The organism is Massilia sp. H6, assembly GCF_024802625.1.
GTDB lineage: Bacteria > Pseudomonadota > Gammaproteobacteria > Burkholderiales > Burkholderiaceae_D > Telluria.
In genome coordinates this window covers 1,819,824-1,842,957 of record NZ_CP103371.1, presented here as the reverse complement: position 1 = coordinate 1,842,957, position 23,134 = coordinate 1,819,824, and the positions used below count along the sequence as shown (strand labels likewise).

General features: G+C 61.0%; 24 protein-coding genes, 1 tRNA gene and 1 riboswitch. Of the genes, 12 read left to right on the top strand and 13 right to left on the bottom strand.

The window, feature by feature from the left end:
• Nucleotides 1-7: 7 nt before the first annotated feature.
• From NRS07_RS08200 to glyA, 4 genes are all read right to left on the bottom strand, one after another.
• Entirely contained in the window at nt 8-943 is a 936-nt protein-coding gene (locus NRS07_RS08200) for a PilW family protein (protein ID WP_259212421.1), read from the bottom strand.
• A complete protein-coding gene (gene pilV / locus NRS07_RS08195; RefSeq protein ID WP_259212420.1) occupies nt 940-1,464 on the bottom strand; it encodes a type IV pilus modification protein PilV in 525 nt (174 codons plus the stop codon). Before pilV ends, NRS07_RS08200 begins: the two co-directional genes overlap by 4 nt.
• A 130-nt stretch (nt 1,465-1,594) precedes the next feature.
• Entirely contained in the window at nt 1,595-2,053 is a 459-nt protein-coding gene (gene nrdR / locus NRS07_RS08190; RefSeq protein ID WP_259212419.1) for a transcriptional regulator NrdR, read from the bottom strand.
• 61 nt (nt 2,054-2,114) lie between these two features.
• A complete protein-coding gene (gene glyA / locus NRS07_RS08185) occupies nt 2,115-3,362 on the bottom strand; it encodes a serine hydroxymethyltransferase (protein WP_259212418.1) in 1,248 nt (415 codons plus the stop codon).
• Between the two features lie 112 nt (nt 3,363-3,474).
• Nucleotides 3,475-3,588, bottom strand: a riboswitch (ZMP/ZTP riboswitch).
• A gap of 141 nt (nt 3,589-3,729) precedes the next feature.
• Between glyA and NRS07_RS08180 the strand changes: the two genes are divergently transcribed.
• The 10 genes from NRS07_RS08180 to NRS07_RS08135 all read left to right on the top strand — a co-directional run bounded on the left by NRS07_RS08180 (nt 3,730) and on the right by NRS07_RS08135 (nt 10,770).
• Complete coding sequence (locus tag NRS07_RS08180; RefSeq protein WP_259212417.1) at nt 3,730-4,476, top strand: SDR family oxidoreductase; 747 nt, start codon at nt 3,730-3,732, stop codon at nt 4,474-4,476.
• 243 nt (nt 4,477-4,719) lie between these two features.
• Complete coding sequence (gene ybgC / locus NRS07_RS08175) at nt 4,720-5,151, top strand: tol-pal system-associated acyl-CoA thioesterase (RefSeq protein ID WP_259212416.1); 432 nt, start codon at nt 4,720-4,722, stop codon at nt 5,149-5,151.
• 21 nt (nt 5,152-5,172) lie between these two features.
• Nucleotides 5,173-5,856 carry a protein TolQ gene (gene tolQ, locus NRS07_RS08170; protein WP_259212415.1) on the top strand — a complete coding sequence of 228 codons (684 nt, stop codon included), beginning with the start codon at nt 5,173-5,175 and terminating at the stop codon, nt 5,854-5,856.
• Between the two features lie 19 nt (nt 5,857-5,875).
• Nucleotides 5,876-6,307: a biopolymer transporter ExbD gene (locus NRS07_RS08165; protein WP_259212414.1), complete on the top strand. Its 432-nt coding sequence runs from the start codon at nt 5,876-5,878 to the stop codon at nt 6,305-6,307.
• 40 nt (nt 6,308-6,347) lie between these two features.
• Nucleotides 6,348-7,313, top strand: a complete 966-nt coding sequence (tolA, locus tag NRS07_RS08160; protein WP_259212413.1) for a cell envelope integrity protein TolA — start codon at nt 6,348-6,350, stop codon at nt 7,311-7,313.
• Between the two features lie 28 nt (nt 7,314-7,341).
• Complete coding sequence (gene tolB / locus NRS07_RS08155; protein ID WP_259212412.1) at nt 7,342-8,604, top strand: Tol-Pal system beta propeller repeat protein TolB; 1,263 nt, start codon at nt 7,342-7,344, stop codon at nt 8,602-8,604.
• 35 nt (nt 8,605-8,639) lie between these two features.
• On the top strand, nt 8,640-9,158 hold the full coding sequence (gene pal / locus NRS07_RS08150) for a peptidoglycan-associated lipoprotein Pal (RefSeq protein ID WP_259212411.1): 519 nt from the start codon (nt 8,640-8,642) through the stop codon (nt 9,156-9,158).
• A gap of 126 nt (nt 9,159-9,284) precedes the next feature.
• The gene (gene ybgF, locus NRS07_RS08145; protein WP_259212408.1) at nt 9,285-10,040 is read left to right on the top strand and encodes a tol-pal system protein YbgF; all 756 of its coding nucleotides are present in this window, start codon (nt 9,285-9,287) and stop codon (nt 10,038-10,040) included.
• Nucleotides 10,041-10,112: 72 nt separating this feature from the next.
• Nucleotides 10,113-10,188, top strand: a tRNA-Lys gene (locus NRS07_RS08140).
• Nucleotides 10,189-10,389: 201 nt separating this feature from the next.
• Nucleotides 10,390-10,770 (top strand): hypothetical protein, encoded by a 381-nt coding sequence (locus tag NRS07_RS08135; protein ID WP_259212406.1) that lies wholly within the window; start codon nt 10,390-10,392, stop codon nt 10,768-10,770.
• An 82-nt stretch (nt 10,771-10,852) separates the two neighbouring features.
• Here NRS07_RS08135 and NRS07_RS08130 read toward each other — a convergent pair whose 3' ends face one another.
• Nucleotides 10,853-11,014 (bottom strand): hypothetical protein, encoded by a 162-nt coding sequence (locus tag NRS07_RS08130; protein ID WP_259212404.1) that lies wholly within the window; start codon nt 11,012-11,014, stop codon nt 10,853-10,855.
• A gap of 73 nt (nt 11,015-11,087) precedes the next feature.
• Nucleotides 11,088-11,276, bottom strand: coding sequence for a hypothetical protein (locus NRS07_RS08125; RefSeq protein WP_259212402.1), 189 nt, complete (start codon nt 11,274-11,276; stop codon nt 11,088-11,090).
• A gap of 566 nt (nt 11,277-11,842) precedes the next feature.
• On the opposite strand from NRS07_RS08125, the gene NRS07_RS08120 reads away from it, so the two are divergent.
• Nucleotides 11,843-14,242 carry a PAS domain S-box protein gene (locus NRS07_RS08120; protein ID WP_259212401.1) on the top strand — a complete coding sequence of 800 codons (2,400 nt, stop codon included), beginning with the start codon at nt 11,843-11,845 and terminating at the stop codon, nt 14,240-14,242.
• Between the two features lie 51 nt (nt 14,243-14,293).
• On the opposite strand, the gene NRS07_RS08115 is transcribed toward NRS07_RS08120, so the two are convergent.
• The 3 genes from NRS07_RS08115 to NRS07_RS08105 are packed head-to-tail and all read right to left on the bottom strand — an operon-like array spanning nt 14,294 to nt 16,820.
• Nucleotides 14,294-14,923 (bottom strand): YeeE/YedE thiosulfate transporter family protein, encoded by a 630-nt coding sequence (locus NRS07_RS08115; RefSeq protein WP_259212400.1) that lies wholly within the window; start codon nt 14,921-14,923, stop codon nt 14,294-14,296.
• Nucleotides 14,916-15,422 carry a YeeE/YedE family protein gene (locus tag NRS07_RS08110; protein ID WP_259212398.1) on the bottom strand — a complete coding sequence of 169 codons (507 nt, stop codon included), beginning with the start codon at nt 15,420-15,422 and terminating at the stop codon, nt 14,916-14,918. The genes NRS07_RS08115 and NRS07_RS08110 overlap by 8 nt, the downstream gene beginning before the upstream one ends.
• An 18-nt stretch (nt 15,423-15,440) precedes the next feature.
• Nucleotides 15,441-16,820 (bottom strand): rhodanese-like domain-containing protein, encoded by a 1,380-nt coding sequence (locus NRS07_RS08105; protein ID WP_259212397.1) that lies wholly within the window; start codon nt 16,818-16,820, stop codon nt 15,441-15,443.
• 461 nt (nt 16,821-17,281) lie between these two features.
• On the opposite strand from NRS07_RS08105, the gene NRS07_RS08100 reads away from it, so the two are divergent.
• Nucleotides 17,282-18,460, top strand: coding sequence for a diguanylate cyclase (locus NRS07_RS08100; RefSeq protein WP_259212394.1), 1,179 nt, complete (start codon nt 17,282-17,284; stop codon nt 18,458-18,460).
• Nucleotides 18,461-18,504: 44 nt separating this feature from the next.
• Here the strand turns inward: NRS07_RS08100 and NRS07_RS08095 are convergent, their stop codons facing one another.
• The 4 genes from NRS07_RS08095 to NRS07_RS08080 all read right to left on the bottom strand — a co-directional run bounded on the left by NRS07_RS08095 (nt 18,505) and on the right by NRS07_RS08080 (nt 23,119).
• The gene (locus tag NRS07_RS08095) at nt 18,505-19,563 is read right to left on the bottom strand and encodes a porin (protein WP_259212392.1); all 1,059 of its coding nucleotides are present in this window, start codon (nt 19,561-19,563) and stop codon (nt 18,505-18,507) included.
• The gene (locus tag NRS07_RS08090) at nt 19,556-20,299 is read right to left on the bottom strand and encodes a MarC family protein (RefSeq protein ID WP_259212390.1); all 744 of its coding nucleotides are present in this window, start codon (nt 20,297-20,299) and stop codon (nt 19,556-19,558) included. Before NRS07_RS08090 ends, NRS07_RS08095 begins: the two co-directional genes overlap by 8 nt.
• Before the next feature lie 251 nt (nt 20,300-20,550).
• Nucleotides 20,551-22,638, bottom strand: coding sequence for a bifunctional diguanylate cyclase/phosphodiesterase (locus NRS07_RS08085; RefSeq protein ID WP_259212388.1), 2,088 nt, complete (start codon nt 22,636-22,638; stop codon nt 20,551-20,553).
• Between the two features lie 10 nt (nt 22,639-22,648).
• Nucleotides 22,649-23,119, bottom strand: coding sequence for a YfiR family protein (locus NRS07_RS08080; protein ID WP_259212387.1), 471 nt, complete (start codon nt 23,117-23,119; stop codon nt 22,649-22,651).
• Between the last annotated feature and the right edge of the window lie 15 nt (nt 23,120-23,134).

The following is a 23,134-nucleotide window of genomic DNA, read 5'->3' as shown; positions in this document are numbered from 1 at the left end:
GCCGTCTTCACTCGGTGCGCGCCGGCAGCGCGATGGTGGTGGCGAAAACCTTGCGCTGGCGCGCCGCGTGGCGTCCGGCCAGTGTTGTTTCGAGCAGGCGCACTCCGGGATCGGCCAGGCCCGCCATGTCGCCGTATTCAGGCCCGAACAGGTCGTAGCGCAGGCCGGCGGTAGACGCCAACCGGCTCGGCGCCCCATGCAACAGCAAGGCCACCCGCACGCTGGCGAGTTTCTTCCAGTGGGTGCGGCGCCGCAGGTCGGCGGCGCGCTCGGCCGCGCTGGCGCCGGCCAGCAGCAGTGCGGCGTCGAGCCCGGCCAGGGTGCTGGCGTTGACATAGCGCTCCGGCGCGCCGTCGGCGTCGAGATCGAGCCCGTACAGCACCTGGAAGCTGTCCACCGCCCCCACCACCGCATGGGCCGACCAGTTGCTGGCGCCGCGGTACTTGCAGCGCAATTCGGCCTGGCCCTGGGCATTTCGCGCAACATAGAAAACGCTCCAGCCTTCTCGATCGCGGTGCACCGAGAAGCCCGCGCAATCGAGCGTGCTGCCATCGCCCGCGGGCGGCGCGCCGCTGCCGGGATAGCGCACTGCCAGCACGTCGCTACCGTGCACCGCGCTGGCGATCGGGTGGTCGATGGCGAATCCGGTCTGCGCCACCCTGCGCGCGTCCAGGCCGGACAGCCGCGCCGGGGCGTCGGCTGCCGGTCCGCCCATGTCGCGCTCCCAGTCGACAAAGGTCGATTGCCGCACCGCGCGCGCCATCGCCTCGAGCGCGTAACGTCCGGCGTCGTCCATGGCGGCCGTGTCGGCCTGGGCGGCGAACGCGCGGGTGGCCCAGATGAACAAGCTGCCCGCGGTCAGCAGCACGCCCAGGCCAACCGTCATGGCGACCAGCAGTTCGGCCAGCGTCATGCCTTGCTGGTGCTGGCTGGCGACGCTCATCGCAGCACCGTTACATAGCCCGGGGCGCCCAAGGTTCCGTGCCAGCCCAGCTTGACGACCGGCAGCGCGCCGGCATCGTTGTCGCAGCTCCAGCGAAAGCGGCTGGCGGCACTGTCCCAGGGCGCGCCGTCGCGGCACACCGTGATGCGCCCGCCAGGAAACTGCGCGTGCAGCGCCCGGCGTAGCTCAAGCAGGTCGAATGCGGCCAGTTGCGCAGGGGTGCAGCTACTGCTGCCAAAGCACGGCAGTGACGTACTGGGCGCACCGTCGGCGGCATCGTAGCGAAAGCCCAGATAGGGATTGACGGCGTCGGGCAAGCCGGCGATGGTGGCATTGGCGCGCATGCGCGCCGCCAGCGAGGCGGCCAGCTGCGCGGCCTCCGAGCTCAGGGCCGCGTGCTGGCGCAAGCGCTGCGCGGTGAGCTGGGTGGCGCCGGCGCCGGCGATGCCAACCGCGAGCACGAACAGCGCTACCAGCACTTCGACCAGCGTGAACCCGCGGGTTTGTCTCTGCGCCTGCACGGTTGCCTCCCCTGGTCAGCATCGAAAACATCTGCGAGCTGCGACCTTATCAGGCGAGCATCTGCCAGCCGTGAGCTGGCACAATCGTAACTGGGGAACCGATGAGCGGCGTGCTTGACGCCCGGGAGACTTACTTGCGCGGATGGCCGACTTCGGCCAGCGCTTCCTGGAATTCGGCCAGGTCTTCAAAGTTCTTGTAGACCGAGGCGAAGCGGATATAGGCGATCTTGTCGAGCCGCTTGAGCTCTTGCATTACCAGCTCGCCGACGTAGCCGGTGTCGACTTCGCGCCGGCCACTGGTCAGCAGCTTTTCTTCAATGGTGGAGACCGCGGTATCGATCGCTTCGGCGGCCACGGGCCGCTTGCGCAGCGCCAGCATCAGGCTGCCGCGCAGCTTGTTCGAAGCGAACTCGGTACGGCTGCCGTTCTTCTTGACGATGATCGGCATCGACAATTCGATGCGCTCGTAGGTGGTGAAGCGCTTGTCGCATTTCCCGCAGCGCCGGCGCCGGCGAATGGCGTCCCCTTCCTCGGACACGCGCGTGTCCAGGACCTGGGTATCTTCGTGCTGGCAGAACGGACATTTCATGGCGCCGGGGGTTCTTCAAAGGGGGCCGCGCTTGCCACAGGCGCGTGCGGCCCCGGGTTGCTTACTTGGCGTAGACCGGGTACTTGTCGGTCAGCTGCTTGACTTCTGCCTTGACACGCTCGATGGTCGCGGCGTCGTGCGGGTTATCCAGCACATCGGCGATCAGGTGGCCCACCTTGACGGCATCGTCTTCCTTGAAGCCGCGGGTGGTAAAGGCCGGGCTGCCGAGGCGGATGCCCGAGGTGACGAAGGGCTTCTGCGGGTCGTTCGGGATGCCATTCTTGTTGCAGGTCATGTGCGCCTGTCCGAGGATGGCTTCGGCTTCCTTGCCGGTCAGGCCTTTCGAGCGCAGGTCGACCAGCATTACGTGCGACTCGGTGCGGCCCGAAACAATGCGCAGCCCGCGCGCGGTCAAGGTATCGGCAAGCGCCTTGGCATTCTTGACCACCTGCTGCTGGTAGGTCTTGAATTCCGGCATGAGGGCCTCTTTGAAGGCCACGGCCTTGCCGGCAATGACGTGCATCAGCGGACCGCCCTGGATGCCAGGGAAGATCGCCGAATTGATCTGCTTCTCGAACTCGGCCTTCATCAGGATGATGCCGCCGCGCGGACCGCGCAGCGACTTGTGCGTGGTCGACGTCACGAAATCGGCATGCGGCACCGGGTTCGGATATTCGCCGGCGGCGATCAGGCCGGCGTAGTGGGCCATGTCGACCATGAAATAGGCGCCGACTTCCTTGGCGATGCGTGCGAAGCGCTCGAAGTCGATTTTCAGGGCGAACGCGGAGGCGCCCGCGATGATCATCTTCGGCTTGTGCTCGCGCGCCAGCGCTTCCATCGCCTCGTAGTCGATGTCTTCTTCGGGCGTGAGGCCGTAGGAGACGACATTGAACCACTTGCCCGACATGTTCAGCGCCATGCCATGGGTCAGGTGGCCGCCCTCGGCCAGCGACATGCCCATGATGGTGTCGCCTGGCTTGAGCATGGCGAAGAACACGCCCTGGTTGGCCTGCGAGCCGGAGTTCGGCTGCACGTTGGCCGCTTCCGCGCCAAACAACTGCTTCAGGCGGTCGATCGCCAGCTGCTCGGCAACGTCGACGAATTCACAGCCGCCATAGTAGCGCTTGCCCGGGTAGCCTTCGGCATACTTGTTGGTCAGCTGCGAACCCTGCGCTTGCATGACCGCCGGCGAGGTGTAGTTCTCGGACGCGATCAGTTCGATGTGGTCTTGCTGGCGCTGGTTTTCCTTCTGGATGGCATCCCACAAATCCGGGTCGACGTTAGCCAGCGTGTGATCTTTTGCAAACATGTAAAACTCCAATCGAGAGAAATACCAGGCAACGGGCCGGTCCGGCGTTCGGGTGCGGACGGGCAGGCGCAAGGCAGCCGCCCGGCAACACGTGACACGACGCGCTCCAGTTGATGGCTGCCCAGGCGAACGGCGATGAGATCTCACGTTCCCCGGTGGGACCCCACCTTTGCCGCGCAGGGCACGAAGCTTCATGCACGGTGTTTCGCCAGTTACGTGAGACGTAAATGACTTCAGATTGTATGTGATCCGAGCCCCTTAGGGCAAGGAAACCGCTGTCTCCACTGCAAGTGGGAGCAGGTCTGCTGCCTTGTGGCCGTTTCGGCTACAATTTTCAGTTCCTCCCCACCTGCCCACAGGACTGACCATGATCGTCTTCATCACCGGCGCCTCGGCCGGCTTCGGCGCCGCGATAGCGCGCACCTTCGCCGGCAATGGCCACCGCGTCATCCTCGCGGCGCGGCGCGAAGACCGCATCGCCCGCCTCGCCAGCGAACTGGGCGAGGCCGCCTTGCCGCTCACGCTGGACGTGACCAGCCGCGCGTCGATCGATGCGGCCATGGCCGCCCTGCCCGCGCACTGGCGCGACATCGACGTGCTCATCAACAATGCAGGACTGGCGCTCAATACCCTGCCCGCCCACGAGGTGCCGCTGGACGATTGGGACACCATGATTGCCACCAACTGCCAGGGCCTGGTCAGCATGACGCGCGCCGTGCTGCCCGCGATGGTGGCGCGCGGCAGCGGCCTGGTCATCAACCTGGGCTCGGTTGCGGGCCGCTACCCCTACCCCGGCGGAAACGTCTACGGTGCAACCAAGGCCTTCGTCGAACAATTCACCCTGAATCTGCGCGCCGACCTGGTCGGCACCGGCGTACGCGCCACCAACCTGGCGCCGGGCCTGTGCGGGGGCACCGAATTTTCGAACGTGCGCTTCAAGGGCGACGATGCGGCCGCGGCCAAGGTATACGAAGGCACCACACCACTGAGCGCCGAGGATATTGCCAATACCGCCTACTGGATTGCAACGCTGCCGCCGCACGTGAATGTCAATCACATCGAACTGATGCCAACCTGCCAGGGATTTTCTCCGTTCACCATCAAGCGCTCATAAATTTTTACGCTGCAACCGCTCACGGCCATCCCGGCGTTGCTGAACCGCTACGCCGGTAACGCGCGCTCGGCAATTGTGAGAAAGTGTTACAGTCATTGGCGTTTCGACACTGTTTCACGTCTACTACCGCCGCCAGCTGGCAGCTTTGCTGGCAAGCTTTCGGAGCCATATGTTCTTTCGCGTACATAAGGAAAGCAGAAATCGCGTAAAATGTTTCTTATTTACACTTAAATGGCAGCAGACATGCCTTCAGCTTTTGACTGGACAGTCAGGGTCTATTACGAAGACACCGACGCCGGTGGCATCGTGTTTTACGCGAATTACCTGAAATTCTTCGAACGTGCCCGCACCGAGTGGCTGCGCGCGGCCGGGGTGGGCCAGCAGGATCTGCTCGACACCGGCGGCAGCGGCTTTGTCGTCAAGCGCGCCAGCCTGGATTACCACGCACCTGCCCGCCTTGACGACGTGCTGACGATCCGCACCACGGTCGAAAAGTTCGGGCGCGCCTCGATCGAATTCGCCCAGCAAGCCTGGAAAGGCGAGCTGCTCCTGACCAGCGCCACGGTCAAGGTTGGCTGCGTCGATATCGCCACGATGCGCCCGCGGCCGGTTCCTGCCGGCGCCGCTGATAAAATGCGCGCGCATCATGCAATGACGCTGCAACCGACTGAATAACCCGACAACCGAACAGACCCGATGACCGCAACCCAAGACCTGTCGTTTATTTACCTGATCAGCAATGCCCATATCCTGGTGCAGCTGATCATGGCCCTGCTGTTGATCCTGTCTGTCGTGAGCTGGACTTACATTTTCCGCAAGGTCTTTGCCTTGAAAGCGGCACGAAACCAGACCGAACAGTTCGAGCGCAGCTTCTGGGCCGGCGGCAACCTCAACACCCTGCACCAGAGCGCCAGCAGCCAGCGCGACCAGAGCGGCCCGCTGGCCCGCATCTTCGAGGCCGGCATGGGCGAATTCATCAAGGGCAAGCAGGCCGCGCGCGACGCCGCCGACATGGGCCCGGCGCTCGACGGCGCCCGCCGCGCCATGCGCGCGGCCTTCCAGCGCGAGCTCGACGCCCTCGATATTCACCTGAATTTCCTGGCATCGGTTGGCTCGGTCTCGCCCTACATCGGCCTGCTGGGCACCGTGTGGGGCATCATGAACGCCTTCCGCGGCCTGGCCAGCGTGCAGCAGGCCACGCTCGCGATCGTCGCACCCGGCATCGCCGAAGCGCTGATCGCCACCGCGATCGGCCTGTTCGCCGCGATCCCCGCAGTGGTGGCCTATAACCGCTTTACCCACGACATCGACCGCCTGGCAATCCGTTTCGAGAGCTTCGTCGAAGAATTCTCGAACATTTTGCAGCGCCAGGCGCGCTGAGCGTAGCGGAGACGATCGAATGGCCTTTTCCAGCAGCCTGCGCAGCGGGCGCAAACGCAGCTTCAAGTCAGAGATCAACGTCGTGCCCTATATCGACGTGATGCTGGTGCTGCTCATTATCTTCATGGCGGTCCCCGCCAATGAGGCGCCGAGCGTCGTCAACCTGCCAAGCGCCACCAGGTCGGCGCTGCCGCCGGACACCTATATCCAGATTTCGATCCAGCCCGAGAACAAGCTGTCGATCGGCGTCGGCGGCCAGCAGAAGGTCGCGTCCGTCGACGTTGCCGATCGCACCGCCCTGCTCGAGCGCCTGCGCGCGCTGCACGAAGAAAATCCCGACTACCCGGTCTTGATCGCGGCAGACCGTGACAGCAAATACGACGATGTCATCCAGCTGATTTCCGAAGCCAAGAAGTTGGGCATCGACCGGGTGGGATTGGCCACCAAGTGACGATGCCCGGATTGACCACTCCCATGCAGCGATGCCAGCCATGAGTCCTGCCACCAACGGCGCGCCCTACAGCGTGCCGCCAGAGCCGAGCCGCTTGCCCGCTTTCTTGCTGGCGGTGGCGGTGCACGCCGTGCTGGTGGGTTTCTTGTGGTTCGGAATCAGCTGGCAGAACAACGAGCCGGTAGCAGTCGAGGCCGAAGTCTGGGACATGTCGGTCCAGAGCGCCGCTGCGCCCGAGCTGCCGCCCCCGCCTGCGCCGGAGCCGATGCCTCGTCCTGAACCCGAACCAGAACCCGAGCCTGCCCCGCCGCCGCCGCGCGTGGCCGAGCCGCCGCCGGTCGAGCGCCCCGCCCCCACGCCGTCGGACATCAAGCTGCAACGCGAGAAACAGCTCAAGGAAGAAGCGCGCGAGCGCGAGCTGGCCAAGAAACGCGAAGAGCAGCGCGAAGAAAAGCGCGAACGCGAGCGCAAGGAACTGGCCGAGCAGAAGAAAAAAGACGAGGCCGAGCGCAAGGAAAAAGAACTGGCCAAGAAAGAAGCCGACGACCAGAAGAAACGCGAGAAGCAGGCCGCCGAGAAAAAACTGGCAATCGAAAAGGCCGCCAAGGACAAGGCGGCCAAGGCCGACGAAGAGCGCCTCGCCAAGATCCGCGCCGACGACCTCAAACGCATGGCCGGCGCCATGGGCAGCAGCGGCAGCGCCGTCAAGTCGACCGCACCCAAGGCCGATGCCGGCTACGTGGCCGCCATCACTGCCAAGATCAAGAGCAAGACCGCGTATGCCGGCAGCACCACCATGCCGGGTAACCCGAAGGCCGTGTTCAAGGTGGAACAGCTGCCGACCGGCGACATCATGTCGGTGCGGCTGGTAAAAAGCAGCGGTGTGCCTGAGTTCGACAGAGCAGTGGAGAATGGCATCAAGGCATCATCTCCTCTCCCGACCAAAAAGGACGGGACGGTGGAACGCACACTCGACGTTAATTTCTCGATGAAGGATTACGACTGACCTGGTTAGTCCAATCAAACGATCAACTATGAAAAAACTCCATTACCTGCTGTTTAGCGCGACCCTCCTGGCAAGCACTGCCCAGGCCCAGCTCAAGGTTGAAATCGCCGGCGTGGGCAGCAACCAGATTCCCGTAGCGGTTGCGGCCTTCGCCGACGAATCGGTGGCTCCAGAACAGGTGTCCGCCATCATCCGCGCCGATCTCGAGCGCAGTGGCGTGTTCAAGGTCACCGATGCCGGCCAGGCCATCAGCGACGGCGCGAACATTGACCTGGCGGCGTTCAAGGCACGCGGTGTCCAGGCACTGGTAGTCGGCAGCGTGACACGCCAGCCCGATGGCCGTCTTGCCGTGCGCTACAAGCTGCACGACACCGTCAGCGGAACCCAGCTCTCCCAGTTAGGGGGCGAAGTGCAGCCGAAGTACACGCGCCTGCAGGCCCACCGCATTGCCGACGATGTCTATGAAAAGCTGACCGGCACGCGCGGCATCTTTTCGACCCGCATCGCCTACGTCAAGGAAGACCGCGCCGGCCGCAACTACACGCTGGCGGTGGCCGACGCCGACGGCGAGAACGAAATTATCGCCACCCGTGGCCGCGAGCCGATCATTTCGCCGGCCTGGTCGCCGGACGGCAGCAAGGTCGCGTATGTCTCGATGGAAGACCGCAAGCCCGTGGTGTACCTGCAAGACCTGATGACCGGCCGCCGCAACGTGATTTCCAACCTCAAGGGCAACAACTCGGCACCGAGCTGGGCACCGGATGGCAATACGCTGGCCGTGGCCCTGTCGAAAGATGGCAATACCGAAGTCTATACCGTACGTTCGGACGGCACCGGCCATCGCCGCCTGACCAACAACGCGGCGATCGACACCGAGCCGCAATTTTCGGCCGACGGCCAGACCATTTACTTCACCAGCGACCGCAGCGGCGGTCCGCAAATCTACAAGATGAGCGTTGCGGGCGGCAATGCCACCCGCGTCACGTTCAACGGTAACTACAACATCAGCCCGCGCGTGTCTTCGGACGGCAAGACCCTCGCATGGATTTCCCAGCGCGGCGGCAGTTTCTCTCTTTATGCGATGGACCTGGCCAGTGGCCAGGAGCTGCGCCTGGCCGATGGGGCCACCGAACCGAGTTTTTCGCCGAACGGCAAGTACATCATGTATGCAACCAAGGCCGGTGGCCGCGTTGCGCTCGCCGTGGTGTCGGTGGATGGACGGGTAAAGCAGCGCCTGACCACAAAAGCGGGAAACATCCGGGAGCCCAGCTGGGGTCCTTTCATGCAGTAAAGAAGTTCACTTTTTATTAGACAAGGAGAAAAACCATGCGCCACTTTCAGAAAGTAGCCCTTATCGCTTCGGCCGCCCTGCTGACCGCTTGCTCGTCGCCAAAACTGGCCGAAACCCCGGTGGTCGAGAGGAGCCCGACCCCGGTCGCACAGGCGGCTGATCCGCGCGACGTTCGTCCGGTGGAAACCGGCAGTGTCGATCCGCTGAACGATCCACGCGGCGTGCTGGCTAACCGCAGCGTCTACTTCGACTACGACAGCTTCGTCGTGCGCGAAGACGGCAAGCAGGTCGTCGCCAACCACTCGAGCTACCTGACCAAGAACGGTTCGCGCAAGGTGCTGATCCAGGGTAATACCGATGAACGCGGCGGCACCGAGTACAACCTGGCCCTGGGCCAGAAGCGTGCCGAAGCCGTGCGCCGTTCGATGGCATCGCTGGGCGTGTCGGACAACCAGATGGAAGCCGTGTCGCTGGGCGAAGAAAAGCCGAAAGCCACTGGCAGCAACGAAGCGGCATGGGCTGAAAACCGCCGTGCCGATATCGTTTATCAGTAATCGCGCAATGCGGCGCCAGGTACCCGAGTGGGTAAGTACTTAGGCCATGCCGATTGACAATGGGGCGGATGCCAGTGCAGACTGCATCCGCCCTGTTTTTATTCTGCAACCGGAAAGATTCCTGCCATGATGAAATTGTCCCTATCCCGCCTTGGCGCCCTGGCTTTGCTGGCCTGGATGCCGTTGCAGGCCAGCGCCGGCCTGCTCGATGACGCGGAAGCGCGGCGGGCCATTCTCGACCTGCGCACCAAGGTCGATACGATCGCGCGCGAACTGAACAGCCGCATCGATACCAAGTCGGACAAGACAGCCCAGCTCGACATGCTGAACCAGCACGAGCAAACCATGCGCGAAATTGCGCGCTTGCGCGGCCAGGTCGAAGTGCTGGCCAATGAGATCAGCAAGGCCCAGAGCAGCCAGAAGCAGCTGTACGCCGACCTCGACGCGCGCATCAGGAAGATCGAGCCGCAACAGGAAACCATCGACGGCCAGGCCGCCGAGGTGCTGCCCTCGGAAAAAACCGCCTACGAGAGCGCCACTGCCCAATTCCAGTCGGGCGACTACAAGGGCGCCGCTACCGCACTGCAGGATTTCGTGCGGCGCTACCCCGAATCGGCCTATGCATCGAACGCCCAGTACTGGCTCGGCAATGCGTGGTATGCGCTGGGTGACTACAAGAAAGCGATCGCCGCCCAGGAAGTCCTCACGACCACCTACGCCAGCAGCAGCAAGGTGCCGGATGCGATGCTCAACATCGCCAGCAGCTATGCCCTGCTCAAGGACAGCAAGAACGCCAAGCGAACGCTGCAGCAGCTGGTGTCGAAGCACCCGGACTCGAGCGCGGCCAAGACAGCGCGCGACCGACTCGCTTCCTTGAAATAAGTTTCCGAGAGAGGGGCAGTATGGGCCAGGATTGACAGCCTGGCATCCGCCCCTTTATAATCTCGCTTCTTCGGGTCGTTAGCTCAGCTGGTAGAGCAGCGGACTTTTAATCCGTTGGTCGCAGGTTCGAATCCCGCACGGCCTACCACGAATAAACAAGAAGCCCACGACTACGGTTCGTGGGCTTTTTGCGCTCTGGTCGCGTTGAAAACACGGGCAAAGTCTGATCGACGGCCTCATCGATGTTGCCACCGCCGCGTGATTGGCTCGCCTCCTGGCGAACGGCGCGCCGCCTCCCACGCAGCGCTGCTAGGATGCCAGGACTGTCGACCAGACGAGAGGGAACATCATGCAGATCAGCACACCGGAACCTCATCCGACACATTCACGCACCGCGGCCGAGGAAGCCGATGTCGGCAGCGGCGAACGCACACCCGGTCAGGTGGAAACAGACAATATCATCAAGGATATTAACCGCCCATCCGCTCCCGCGGAACCCGGCACCAGGGATACGCCAGCGCCGGCCGACGGCGCCGCGCCGGTGGTGCCGCCCGCGCCCACCGTCGAGAAGGCTGAGCGTGGTGCCGAGACGGCGTCCGAACGAGACAAGGCCGGCCACGGGCAGATCCAGCGCGAAAGCAATCGCTCGCGCCAGTCCGGCGACGCCGGTCAGGGCCGTGTCTCTTCCAACTCGCCGGTCACGCCAGCGAGCCCGGGTGCGAAGCCATAGCCGCGCAAAGTCACACACACGCCAAAAAACGCCAACGGCCCCTCGAAAGGGGCCGTTTCAACACGCCAAGGGCACGCCCGTGTCAATGCACGCGGCTCGCCTTGATGGGAATTTCTGGCGGGGTTGGCTCTTCCACCGGTGCGTTCACTGGTGCCGGGACATCGTCCGGCACCGGCACTGGCTCGGGCTTTTCACCCGGATCGGGAGTCGTATGCGCGCGTATGCTGCGATTGTCTTGCATCATCGTGGGATCCTCTGGGCAGCGGTCATGGACATGCGGCCAGCGCCAAACTCAAGGCGCTGGCCGCCACTGACACTTAGTGCTTCTGCTCTTGCTTGGCACCGCCGCCTGCGCCACCTTCTTTGCCGGCCTTGTCGCGCGACATGTGGTCGTGGCTGCTCTTGTCGACGTTGACGCCGGCCTCGCGCTTGGCCTTTTCCGCTTCCGACTCGCTGCCAGGAGCTGCTTGTTGATTCTGGGTGTCGTTCGATGAATTCTGGGTCATGGTGTTCTCCGTGAGGGGTTAAAAGTTCAATCGGGTCCGAATCGGCAATGGTGATTCCAGGTATCGCACAGTTGCAATTTCTATACGATTCCTCACCTTTTCCGCAGATTAGCATCAATGAAACGAAACTTCTGTGCGCTACTCAATCGTGCGCGCCATTCTCGACGGCGACCGGCTGGGTTGTGCTGCCTCGGGGTGCCGGCGAACCCGCGGCAATCTTTGAATACGCGTGCGTTCACGCGTGCCACCGGATGGAAATGCGATAATTCAGGGTGGCAGTTCAGCTCGCTGCAGGCGCTGGAGCGCCGATGAATCAATACTTCCCTGGGTTCGGCCCGAACCGTAAGATGAGTCAAGTTAGCTTCAATGTATCTTCATGCAAAATATCGTTTCATACAGCCACAGTCACATCCTGTCCGGGCCCGGACCAGCTCGGTTCGACGTCCTCGTTGGACAACTTGACGGTCAGGTCATCTGGCCACTCCCATCATTCGTAGAGATGCTGCATGCTCCCCGCATCTGAGGTGGGTCAATCCCAGGCAGATTTCTTGTCCGGAGCCGGCAACATGGCCGCGCTGTTCCGCGCCCATGACTGGTCAGCCTCCCCTCTTGGCCCAGTCGAGGAGTGGCCGCAATCACTGAAAACCGTGGTCGGCATGATGCTCGTGTCCGAGCAACCGTCATTCCTGGCCTGGGGGCCGGAACGTACGCTGCTGTACAACGATCGCTATGTCGAGATACTCGCCAGCAAACACCCCGCGCTCGGCAAGGACTTTCTCGAGGTCTGGCACGAGATCAGGAGCGACCTCGTGCCCTTGGTCGAGCAAGCCTACCGGGGTGAACCCTTGTACTGGGACGACATCGAGCTCTTGATGGAGCGCAATGGTTACGTCGAGGAGACCCACTTCTCGTTCTCGTACACGCCAGTACGCGACGAGAGCGGCAGGGTCGCCGGCTTGTTCTGTGCCTGCATCGAGACGACAAAACAGGTATTCGCCAAGCGCAAGCAAGCACTGGATATCGCTGCTCGCCAGCGCGCAGAACAGGATCTTCGAGAGCTCAATAACACACTGGAAACGCAGGTCGTGGAGCGTACGGCCGAGCGCGACCGTATGTGGGAAACGTCTCCTGACCTCATGCTCGTGATCGACTTCAACGGCTACTACCGGCGGGTGAACCCGGCTTGGACTGTATTGCTTGGTTACGCGACCGAGGAGCTCGTCGGCCGACACAGCAACGAGTTCGTGATACAAGCCGACCATGCCATGACTGCTGAAACGTTCGAGAAGGCAGCGTCGGGCGGGCGGCCCACCATCGAAAACCGTTACCGACACAAGAATGGTTCGATCCGCTGGATTTCCTGGACTGCGGCACCGGCCAACAACATGATTTATGCGACCGGCCGCGATATCACGGGCGAAAAGGAGCGTGAGGCGGATCTGGCAACGCGCACGGCGGAACGCGACCGGCTCTGGAATCTGTCCCAGGACATGCTGGCCCGGGCTAACTACGAAGGAAGAATGTCGACTGTCAGCCCGGCCTGGACCCAGGTCCTGGGGTGGAGCGAAACGGAGCTGCTCACACGTTCCTATGGCGAATTCATGCATCCGGAAGACATGGCGCCGACCCTGGAGGCGATCGCGCGCATGGCTGAGACCCACCAGCCGGCCCGGTTCGAGAACCGTATCGCGACAAAAGATGGGCATTGGAAGTATATCGAGTGGACCGTCACTCCTGAACTCGATGGCGCGAACTTCATCGCCGTGGGACGCGACCTTAGCGTCAACAAAGCGCGCGAGGCTGAACTTGAGGCGGCGCGGGGAGCTTTGCGCCAGTCGCAGAAGATGGAGGCGGTCGGCCAGCTCACCGGCGGACTGGCGCACGACTTCAACAACCTGCTAGCGTCCATCAGCGGTGGCCTGCAGGTGCTCAAGCTGAAACTGCAGCGAGGCCAATACAGTGGGCTGGAGCATTATGTCGACATCGCGGAATCTTCGGTGCGGCGGGCCGCCTCGCTCACGCAGCGCTTGCTGGCCTTTTCGCGCAGGCAAACGCTCGATCCCAAACCCACGGATGTGAACCGCCTGATTGCCAGCATGGAAGAGTTGGTGCGCCGCTCGGCCGGACCCATGGTGGAACTCGCGGTAGTGAAGGCACCCGATCTTTGGCTGACGAAAGTGGATTCCTCGCAGCTTGAAAATGCCCTGCTCAACTTGTGCATTAACGCCCGCGACGCGATGATGCCCGGCGGCGGCAAGCTGATCCTGGGAACCACCAATAAACTCGTCGATCAGCGCAGCAATGACGGCGATCTGCCGCCAGGACAGTATGTCACCTTGTGGGTCTCCGATACCGGCACAGGAATGTCCCCCACAGTCATGGAACGGATTTTCGATCCGTTCTACACCACCAAGCCCTTGGGCGAAGGTACGGGATTGGGACTGTCGATGGTCTATGGCTTCGTGCGCCAGTCCGGAGGTCAAGTGCGGGTCGAGTCCGAAGTTGGCGCCGGCACGACCATGACGATCTATCTGCCGCGCTATGTCGGTCAAGCACTAGCCGATGAGCCTGTCGAGGCGTTTTCTGTCGAATCAGGCCAAGGGGAGACTGTGCTACTCATCGAGGACGAGCGTGCCTTGCGTGACATCATCGAAGAAGTGTTGCACGACGCTGGATACCGCGTGCTGACCGCGCAGGATGGCCGTACGGGCTTGCAGATACTCAACTCCAAGACACGCATCGATTTGCTGGCGACCGATGTGGGGCTACCCGGCGGCCTCAATGGCCGCCAGGTCGCCGATGCCGCACGCGTGCAACGCCCCGGTCTCAAAGTGCTGTTCATTACTGGCTATGCTGATACGGCAGCTGTCGGCAATGGCCAGCTCGACGCTGGCATGGAGGTGCTGACCAAACCGTTCGAGATCAGCGCACTTGCCAGGAAAGTCCGCGCATTGATCGACGCCTGATGTTTACGTCGCGCGTACAGCGTCCTTTCCAGGACCTGTCGCGCGATCGCGCTAGGGTGCGAACCAGTACAGCACCGCCAGGACTGCCAATATCGCCGGTGCAAAAGCGAACAAAAAGGCCGTTCTCCCTACCCCGATCAGTTCTGGCAGCATGATGCAACCGCGGTCGCCCCAGGTCAGCACCGTGGCGCTGAGTTTCTTCGAGAACTCCGCATACAGGTAGCTACCCGCAAGCAAACCAGCGATGCCGGGAATCGCATCGAGGTTTCCCTGACCCAAGGCTGCCGCACCGGTTCCCGGACAATAGCCAATCAGTGCGAAACCGATGCCGAAGATCAGCCCGCCGATGATATTCGCCGCATATTTGGTCGGCTTGACATGGAGCTTTACCAGTCCAAGGGCGTGCATGCCGAAAATGCCGATCATGCCGACAAGGATCGCACTGAGCATGATCTTCATGACCGTGAAATCTGTCAGCAGCAATGCACCCATCAGCACCTCATATTTGGCTACGCCGCCCTTTTGCAGCAAAAATCCGAACATGATGCCGAACACGAGGCCAAGCAGCAGCTGCCGCGGCGCCGGGGCACTGTCGGCCGCCTCTTTGCCCGGATGATCGGCGCCGGCCTGCCCTTTTCCGGCAAGCGGTTCTGCAGGCATCTGTGCGCTCTTCTTAGCCATACATCACCCGTGCCGTTATGGCGCCGCCGGCAAAAAATGCGGCCAGTGCGATCCACGAACCAACAGACAGCTGCAGTGTGCCGCTGATCCCGTGTCCACTCGTGCAGCCGCCTGCCAGCCTGGCGCCAAAGGCCATCACGATACCGCCGACGAAGGCGACGATCAGGCGCAAGGAAAAATCGTTGCCGAACTGGGCGGCCCACATCGGTGGAATGAAGGACGCATTGAACTCCCCGCCCGAAAAGGCGGCGATGAAACCGCCCAGCACGGTGCCGAGCAAGAGCATGACTTCCCACTCGACTTTCGGGCTTTTGTCCTGATAAAACTTAAGCGCGTCTGTATGTGGCTTGGACACCATGTAACCAAGCAAGCCTGCGACGCGTGCATAAGCCGTCGATACGCCGAGCGGCTTGTTCGAAAAATAAAATGTTGCCATGGACAGAACACCTATGAGTGCGCCGACCAGATAGGGATCCCATGCGCCGCTACTAAGGTTCATGTTTGTCTCCTTCGACAGTTAATTGGCGGCGCCCTTGTTCAGGGGTAGCCCAAGTTTTTCCCAGGCGGTGATGCCGCCCAACATGTTGTATATGTCGGTAAAACCATTTCGCCGCAGAATACTCATCGCCACGGCGGAGCGGTGACCGACACTGCAGTGAGCGACAATGGTCCGGTCTTTAGGAAGCTTCTGAAGGTTTGCCTCAAGGTCGCCGACGAATACATGCTGCGCGCCTGGAATATGTTTTTCTTCCCACTCCATATCGTCGCGCACATCCAGGACAAGAATGTCTCGATTCTTCATCCATTGCGACGCTTCCTCGGCGCTGGTCGTACCGAATGCTTCGATCGGGAAGCCCGCCTCGCGCCAGGCTTCCACTCCTTTGACCAGAACACCCTGGACGCCGTCGATACCAATGCGGGCCAGCGAGGCGATCGCGACCGGAGCCTGATCCGGTTCGTCGACGATCAAGAAAATGCTGCTCTTGTCATCTGCAATCCAGCCGCCGAAAGCCGATAGTCCTTTCAGCCAGACATTGTAAGAACCGTGGATATGCGAGCCGGCGAAGGCTTCGGGCGAGCGCGTATCGATCACCATGCCTTCTTTCATGCGATTCTTGAATTCCGAAGGCGACAGCACGCGGTCCCCGACGGGTGCCGGCAAGGGCCGTCCGGCCTCGAGATTGACCACTTCCATGTGCGAAAAATACGGTGGGCGCGGCAGGTTCTCACTGGCCTTCTGCTGCATGAAGGCTTCGCGACTTTTCTTGAAAACAGGATTTGTCCCGCGTTCGATCCCGATGGTCGAATCGTCGCGTTCGGAAATGTTGCCGCCGCATGCGGAGCCGGCACCATGTGCGGGAAGGATCAGCGCCTGGTCGCCCAGCGGCGCCAGTTTTTGATGCACCCCATCGTAGAGCAGCCCGGCGTTTTCCGCAGTCTGCTCCCGATCGGACAAATCTGTGCGGCCGGTGTCCCCGACGAAAATGGTATCGCCAGTAAACACGCCCCAGCAATTCTCGCCCGCGTCTTGCGGATAGACCGCATAGCACATGCTTTCGGGCGTGTGCCCCGGGGTGGCCAGGGCGACCAGGCGCGTGCTGCCAATCTTGATTTCCTCGCCGTCGCCAAGGCGCACATCGGCGCGGCCAAACAGCGGATGCTTTCCTGCCAAAATTTTTGCACCCGTGATCTCGGCCAGGCTGGCAGAGCCGTATTCGAAGTCTTCCTGGCGGTGGGTCTCGATGCAGTAGGCAATGCTCAGGTTGTTTTCTCGGGCGATCTGGAGATACTCGGCAACATCGCGACGCGGGTCGACGACAACAGCGAGTCCTTCGCCGCAACCGAGGATATAGGCGTTATGTCCCAGCCCTGCCGTTTTTACTCTTTCGAAGAACATGATTCCTCCGTGTCTATAGGAATGGGATCTGCATGTACAGACAGAGAAATATTCACTACAGCAATAAGCTAATTAGCTAATTAGCAGCGTTGACATGATTGTAATGACTAGATTTCGATTCAAGGAGCACGATTGAATCGGCGCTTCGCAGCGGGAAAGGCCGGTGCCAAAGCAACAAAGTCCCTGCAATAAGGCCGCCACGGCAAGCAGCACGCTAGCTTTGGCCTTTAGCTCTCTACAATGCCAGGCAAGCGCAACGAAGCCGTATTGATATCCATCTGCTATGCCTGGCAAGCCGCGTCAATACGCGTGTTCACAACGTCCCTCGTTGATGATCCTGAGTTTTTACGGTAAGCTCGCGCCATAGAAATTATTTCCCCCTGGATACAAATCATGCCGCGCGCTATTTGCTGTGAAACCTTGAATAAAGGCCCAGGCCGCCAGCGCGCCCGCAAAGATATGTGCATATTGACGTCGCCTGCTCCAATGAGCGCGCGATCCGCGTGGATGGCATGAGTGCGGTGTTACATAGCGCGGCTGACCTGGACCTTGCACGCGCCACCGGCTTTTCGGAATGCGTGATCACGCTGCGTCGCGCGTTGACGACCACGCCTGCCGGCTGGATCTTGGCCGTGTGGTTTTGCTGGGATATCGTTCCTAACACCGCACTCTTTCGATGGCTCGGTACGGCTGCCCTGGTGTGGGCGTTCAGCTTGTGGACCCTGCAAGACGTAATCAAGAAGGGCTCGCTACTCGAGCGTCATCGCACGCGCCTTCACCTCGTTGCTGGCCTGGATGGGCTGGCCTGGGGATTGATGGCGTGGTTTCTGATGGGGCACTCTCTGGTGCTGGACGCGACGCTGATGGCGCTGCTGTGCGGCGTGATCGCGATCAATGCTCAGGCGTATGCGACCTATCCAGTAGCGTATTACCGTCAGATTTGCACGATCCTGGCTGTATCAGTAGTCGGCTTGCTGATACATGTTGCCAACCAGAAGAGTGCAACGGATTACGCGGCCGGTTTGACGGTGTTTATTACGCTCATTGCCTATTACACGCACGAGATGTCGAAGCGCCTGCTCGAAGGCTTTCGCTTGCAACGCGCCAATGCCTCGCTGGCCGAGCGACTGCATCTGGCTTTGCAAAAGGTGGAGCTCGATGCTGCCACCGACGCGCTGACCGGGCAAGGGAACCGCAGGGCACTGGAGGAGTTTCTCAAGCAACAAGAGTCGCTATATCGCTCCAGTGGCAAACCATTTTCTATCCTGATGCTGGATATCGACTTTTTCAAGGCGATTAACGATGGGCATGGTCATATGACCGGCGACGAAGTGCTACGCGTTTTCGCCCGACGAATGGTCGAGTACCTGCGACCAACAGACTTTTGCGCGCGCTTCGGCGGTGAAGAATTCGTCGTTGTGTTACCAGGGACAGCGATGATAGAAGCGCGCGAGGTGGCAGAGCGTTTGCGCGTTAACGTGGCTCAAGCTCCCCTGCTGGAGGCGCCGGTGATCCATGTGACCGTATCGATCGGGGTGGCCACATTCATGCCCAAGCAAACCTTGCCTGACCTGCTCGCCACTGCCGATGCCCGCGTCTATACCGCCAAGAACGCGGGGCGCAATCAAGTCCATTCGTGATGGCATGCATGCCTCGCGACATGGCGAGGCATCTGATCGAACGTTTAGAAATCGAGGCGAATGCCGACAGCGACTGCATGACCGCCACTGATACTCGCATCGAAATCGTTCAAGCCGCCCCGGCGCGGCGTGAGGGCCGCCGTTTCGCCTTCACGATAGTATTCCGCGAACAACTTGAATTTATCCGTGAAGCGATGGTCAATACCAAGGTGGACAATATTGTCGCCATAATTTTCGACGCGTGCGAGCATCAGCTTGAACGTATTGGCGCCGGCAGTATAACTGCCGAACAGATTGACAGCCTGGTTGCCATCGCTCGAAAAGCCGCCCGGCCGGAGGTTTCCTGTGTCAAATGTCTCGTATTTAGCCGCCAGATAAACCGGGCCAATCTGGTGACTGGCCGATAGCCCAAACAACCGGTTGCGGCCGTAGCCCGCATTGCCGCGATCATCGACGCTTGCTGCCAGGCGGGTATCACCAAACGCATAGACAGCAGCAAGCTGTTTACGCGATGCATCAATGCGTGAGGTAGAACGTTTGTTGCCACTGCTCGGTGCATAACCCGCCGTCAGTGTCAGCCCCCCGATTTCCGGAGTCGAGTACGCGATGGCCTGGTCTACCCGAAACACGGTATAGGTGGCAAAGCCGCTGTAATAGCTGCTGAACATATCCACCGGTGCCGCAATCGCATTGTAATAAGGCATCCATTGCTGACCATAAGCTAGCGATCCTGCACTGCCACGAAGGCCAACCGTACCAATTCGGACGCGCTGGCCGTGGGGACGCGCACTATCTCCCTGGTCGTAGGAATCACGCAAGCGCAAGTTTGCCGAATCGACCGGAATTTCCAGATGCCCAGTCAGGGCGAGTCCGGCGCTGAGCGGATAATCGATCTTCACGCCCAGCCGCGAGTAGGCGTCGCGTACCGACGTGTACGAGTCGAGCCGGTCCTGGTTATCGGGGCTGACTGCCTCGATCTGCGTGCGTAGCGAGCCGTAGAAATCGACGGTTGGCGTGGTTTGTGCAGCAACGCTCATGCTGACCAGGCTGCCCGCTGCGGCAAGCGCACAGCGTAATGATGTGGCGGCGGTTAAGTTATTCAAAGAAAATCTCCCTGTTAGAAAATTGAACGCGCGCCTGGATGACCGCAGGGTGCATAGAAAAAGAAGTCACTTCGAGCAGTAGCTCGCGCATGCCTTCCCAGACAATCTGCACGCCCAGACAGAGCAGAATGAACGCAGTCAGCCGTAGAAACACGGCAGTGCCGGCTTCACCGATCAGCCGCAGGAAGTGTTCGCCATAGCGAAAGGCGAGATATAAAAGAATGCCGATGATTGCCAGCGCCACTAAAGCCCCGCCCATGCGTGCCAGCGATATAACGAGCTCGACATCGTGCAGGGCCACGCCAACCGTGATGGCTACTGAAATGGAAGCCGGCCCACAGCTGATCGGAAAGGTTAGCGGATAGAACGCCTGGCGGTGCGCATGATCTGGCGTGAACGTTTCGGCCAGCGCGGCCCGGCTGTCAGGGGTGGTAGGCGTTGCGCCCAGCAGGCGCCATGCGACCGAAGCCAGCAGCAGGCCGCCCCCTACCCGGACAATCGGCAGCGAGATGCCGAAGAAATCCAGGACATACGAGCCAACCAACATGGAACCGGCCATGAGCCAAAACATATTGCGCGCGATACGGCGCGCCAGCAACATGCGGGTAGCAGGCGATGCGCCATCGGTCAGGCTCAGGAAAATTGGTGCGGTAGCGGCCGGATTCAAGATCGGCAGCATTGCCGCCAGCACGAATAAGAAGCTTTTGGCCGAAGCAACGAGTAATTCGATCGTCACGGCGAAACAGCAGCTTTGGCCATGCTGTGCGGTATAGGTAAATGGCGAAATTCTTTGTACATCATCGTTCAACCCCAGTGAGAGATTGCATATCGGCTAAAGAAAACACTGCCGCGACGACAAAGTGTTCATGAAAATTTAAACGGGGGGCACGTGTGTCTGGGGAGGACACTAGTCCTCACGCATCGACTGTACACGAAGCATGGGCTTAGTCGACGCACTATTGAATGGCGTCAATGTAAGGCCAGCACTCAGGCTTGCACAAGGCCAGCGGAACTTGGTCTGGTTCGCTGCGCGAGCAATTGCCCAATCTGCGATGCGGATTGCGGCTTGCCATAGAAATAGCCCTGGAATTTTTTACAGCCAAGTGTTTGAAGGAATTGCCCCTGCTCTAAGGTCTCGATCCCTTCAGCAACCACCTCCATCTGCAAACTTCCAGCCAGGGCGATGATCGCACGCACGATTGCTGCATCTTCGGCGTGGTCGGGCAGGCCGCTGACAAAGCTGCGGTCAATTTTCAGTGTCCCGACCGGCAAGTTCTTCAGGTAACTCATCGACGAGTAACCGGTGCCGAAGTCGTCGATCGCCAGCGCGATACCTTGCGCTCTGAGCGCATGAAGCCGCTCCATGATGACCGGAGCGGCATCCATCAGCATGCTTTCAGTCAGCTCGAGCTCGACCGATTGCGGACCGATCCCGGTTTCCTGCAACACTGCCAGGACCGAGCCGACGAAGCTTTCGTCACGAAGCTGGCGGCCGGACAGGTTAACGGCGATTCCCAGCTCATAGCCTTGAGCTTGCCAGCATTTCAGGTCATGGCATGCCTGGCGCAGCACCCATTCACCGATCGGCACGATAATGCCGGTCTCTTCGGCAATGGGAATGAAATCGAGCGGATTGATCATGCCTGCTTCAGGATGGTGCCAGCGGATCAGCGCTTCCACGCTGACGATCTCGCCACTGCAGGGGTCGATCTGCGGCTGGTAAAGCAGCAGGAATTCATCGCGCTCGAGCGCGCGGCGCAGGTTGTTATCGATCGTAAAGCGCTTTTTCGCTTCGTCTTGCATGCTGGGCGTGAAAATACGATAAGCATTCTTGCCGCTCGTTTTAGCCTGGTACATGGCCATGTCTGCGTACTTGAGCAGCGCATGGATGTCGGTCCCGTGGTCGGGAAACATGCTCATGCCGATGCTGGCGCCGATGTGGATCTCGTTGCCATTGATACTGATGGGCTCGCCAAGGGCAGCCAGGCATTTTTTCGCGATCCTGGGCCCGACTTCAGGATCGCTCGCGTTCTCCAGCAGAATCGCAAACTCGTCGCCGCCGATGCGCGAGATGACGTCGTCCGAACGCAGCTCGATCGCGAGTCGGCGTGCAACCAGGCACAACAACTCGTCTCCGATGTCGTGGCCAAGCGTGTCATTGACCGCCTTGAAATTGTCCAGATCGACAAACATCAGCACCGCCGAGTGGCGTGTCTGCTGGGCTGTCGAAATTGCCGTCTGGAGCCGTTCGTTGAAAAAGTGACGGTTGTGCAATTTGGTAACTGGATCGAAATGCGCCAGTCGGTCGAGCCTGGCTTCAATACGCTTGCGCTCGCCAATTTCAGCTTCCAGGTCGCGCTCACGCTGCTCGATCCGGTCGAGCATGCCATTAAAGGCTGTAGCCAGGGCGCCGATATCCGGTGACGGACTCACGCGCGTGCGCAAGGAATAATCTCCGCGCAGGGATATTTCCTGGCTTACTTTTGACAGGGCATTGATCGGCGCGGTCACGAAGATCTGGAGCCGCGACAGTATCGCCCAGGCCGCGGCCATGGCCAGCAGCATCAAGGGAACCGTCAATGCCAGATTCAACCCGAGCTTGGCATACACGCTCGCCAGCGAACTGCGCAAGACAACGGTGCCGACCCGTTGCTGCTCGACCCAAACCGGCTGGAACACCCGGATGGCCTGCCAGTCGAGCAGGTAGTCGGGGCGCTCCGGCGTGGCAAGGAACGCTTCGGGCGCACCGGGAGTGCGCGCAAAATGGGCGAACGCAGCCTGCTTCATATCGTAGGCGGTTGCCGATTCCACTTCCGGGACGACACGCAGGGCTGTCAAGATCGCCGCGGCGCCGTCGTGGTCTTCGAATACCAGCGCCGCCGCCAGGTTTTCGCTGACCACGCTTGCCTGCGCCTGGCTTTGTGCCAACAGCGACGATGTAAGAAACCCCACCTGGATCGCGATCAGCAGCAGCGTGTATGCAAGCGTCACACTGGCAATTGTCGCCAGGCTCACCCATTTGAGCCGGGTACTGAGGGTCTGCCGGTCGGCCCACCTGACGATGCGGTTGATCATTATGCTGTGCTCAGTAGACGGCCCGCGCCAGCCGCAGGACACTTGCATTCAAGGCGATGCCGGCTGCGCGCATGGCCTTGCAATTGCACTCGAAGGCAATGCGTTTGTTTTCCAACGCCAGTTCCAGCATCACCCCGCGCCGCGCCGCGCCCTTGATGTCGGAAATCGTCAGCAGCGCGGCCGCGCCCGCGGCTTCGGTCAGCTCGCCGATGCTGGCTTCTTCGGACGCGCTGATGAACAGGATCTGGCAGCGCTCGAGCGCTTGCTTGGCGCTACGTGGATAGGCGATCGTCAACTTCGACTGCCCCACGCTCCTGCCTTCGAGGCTGTCCAGCGCGCCGTCAAACGGATCGCGTCCGAACACGCACAGCCGCAGGACGGGATGCACATGCGTCAGGCTGCTGAACCGGGTCACGTTGTAAATGAAGGCTGCCTTGGCTGCATACTCCGACACTGTCTGTGCTTGTGCCGGCCTGGCCATGAACACCGCCATGCT

Excerpts from the sequence above, each read along its gene's own strand:
- NRS07_RS08200 (WP_259212421.1), bottom strand. The coding sequence starts at position 943 with ATGAGCGTCGCCAGCCAGCACCAGCAAGGCATGACGCTGGCCGAACTG.
- nrdR (WP_259212419.1), bottom strand. The coding sequence starts at position 2,053 with ATGAAATGTCCGTTCTGCCAGCACGAAGATACCCAGGTCCTGGACACG.
- glyA (WP_259212418.1), bottom strand. The coding sequence starts at position 3,362 with ATGTTTGCAAAAGATCACACGCTGGCTAACGTCGACCCGGATTTGTGG.
- NRS07_RS08180 (WP_259212417.1), top strand. The coding sequence starts at position 3,730 with ATGATCGTCTTCATCACCGGCGCCTCGGCCGGCTTCGGCGCCGCGATA.
- ybgC (WP_259212416.1), top strand. The coding sequence starts at position 4,720 with ATGCCTTCAGCTTTTGACTGGACAGTCAGGGTCTATTACGAAGACACC.
- tolQ (WP_259212415.1), top strand. The coding sequence starts at position 5,173 with ATGACCGCAACCCAAGACCTGTCGTTTATTTACCTGATCAGCAATGCC.
- NRS07_RS08165 (WP_259212414.1), top strand. The coding sequence starts at position 5,876 with ATGGCCTTTTCCAGCAGCCTGCGCAGCGGGCGCAAACGCAGCTTCAAG.
- tolA (WP_259212413.1), top strand. The coding sequence starts at position 6,348 with ATGAGTCCTGCCACCAACGGCGCGCCCTACAGCGTGCCGCCAGAGCCG.
- tolB (WP_259212412.1), top strand. The coding sequence starts at position 7,342 with ATGAAAAAACTCCATTACCTGCTGTTTAGCGCGACCCTCCTGGCAAGC.
- pal (WP_259212411.1), top strand. The coding sequence starts at position 8,640 with ATGCGCCACTTTCAGAAAGTAGCCCTTATCGCTTCGGCCGCCCTGCTG.
- ybgF (WP_259212408.1), top strand. The coding sequence starts at position 9,285 with ATGATGAAATTGTCCCTATCCCGCCTTGGCGCCCTGGCTTTGCTGGCC.
- NRS07_RS08135 (WP_259212406.1), top strand. The coding sequence starts at position 10,390 with ATGCAGATCAGCACACCGGAACCTCATCCGACACATTCACGCACCGCG.
- NRS07_RS08130 (WP_259212404.1), bottom strand. The coding sequence starts at position 11,014 with ATGATGCAAGACAATCGCAGCATACGCGCGCATACGACTCCCGATCCG.
- NRS07_RS08125 (WP_259212402.1), bottom strand. The coding sequence starts at position 11,276 with ATGACCCAGAATTCATCGAACGACACCCAGAATCAACAAGCAGCTCCT.
- NRS07_RS08120 (WP_259212401.1), top strand. The coding sequence starts at position 11,843 with ATGGCCGCGCTGTTCCGCGCCCATGACTGGTCAGCCTCCCCTCTTGGC.
- NRS07_RS08115 (WP_259212400.1), bottom strand. The coding sequence starts at position 14,923 with ATGGCTAAGAAGAGCGCACAGATGCCTGCAGAACCGCTTGCCGGAAAA.
- NRS07_RS08110 (WP_259212398.1), bottom strand. The coding sequence starts at position 15,422 with ATGAACCTTAGTAGCGGCGCATGGGATCCCTATCTGGTCGGCGCACTC.
- NRS07_RS08105 (WP_259212397.1), bottom strand. The coding sequence starts at position 16,820 with ATGTTCTTCGAAAGAGTAAAAACGGCAGGGCTGGGACATAACGCCTAT.
- NRS07_RS08085 (WP_259212388.1), bottom strand. The coding sequence starts at position 22,638 with ATGATCAACCGCATCGTCAGGTGGGCCGACCGGCAGACCCTCAGTACC.
- NRS07_RS08080 (WP_259212387.1), bottom strand. The coding sequence starts at position 23,119 with ATGGCCAGGCCGGCACAAGCACAGACAGTGTCGGAGTATGCAGCCAAG.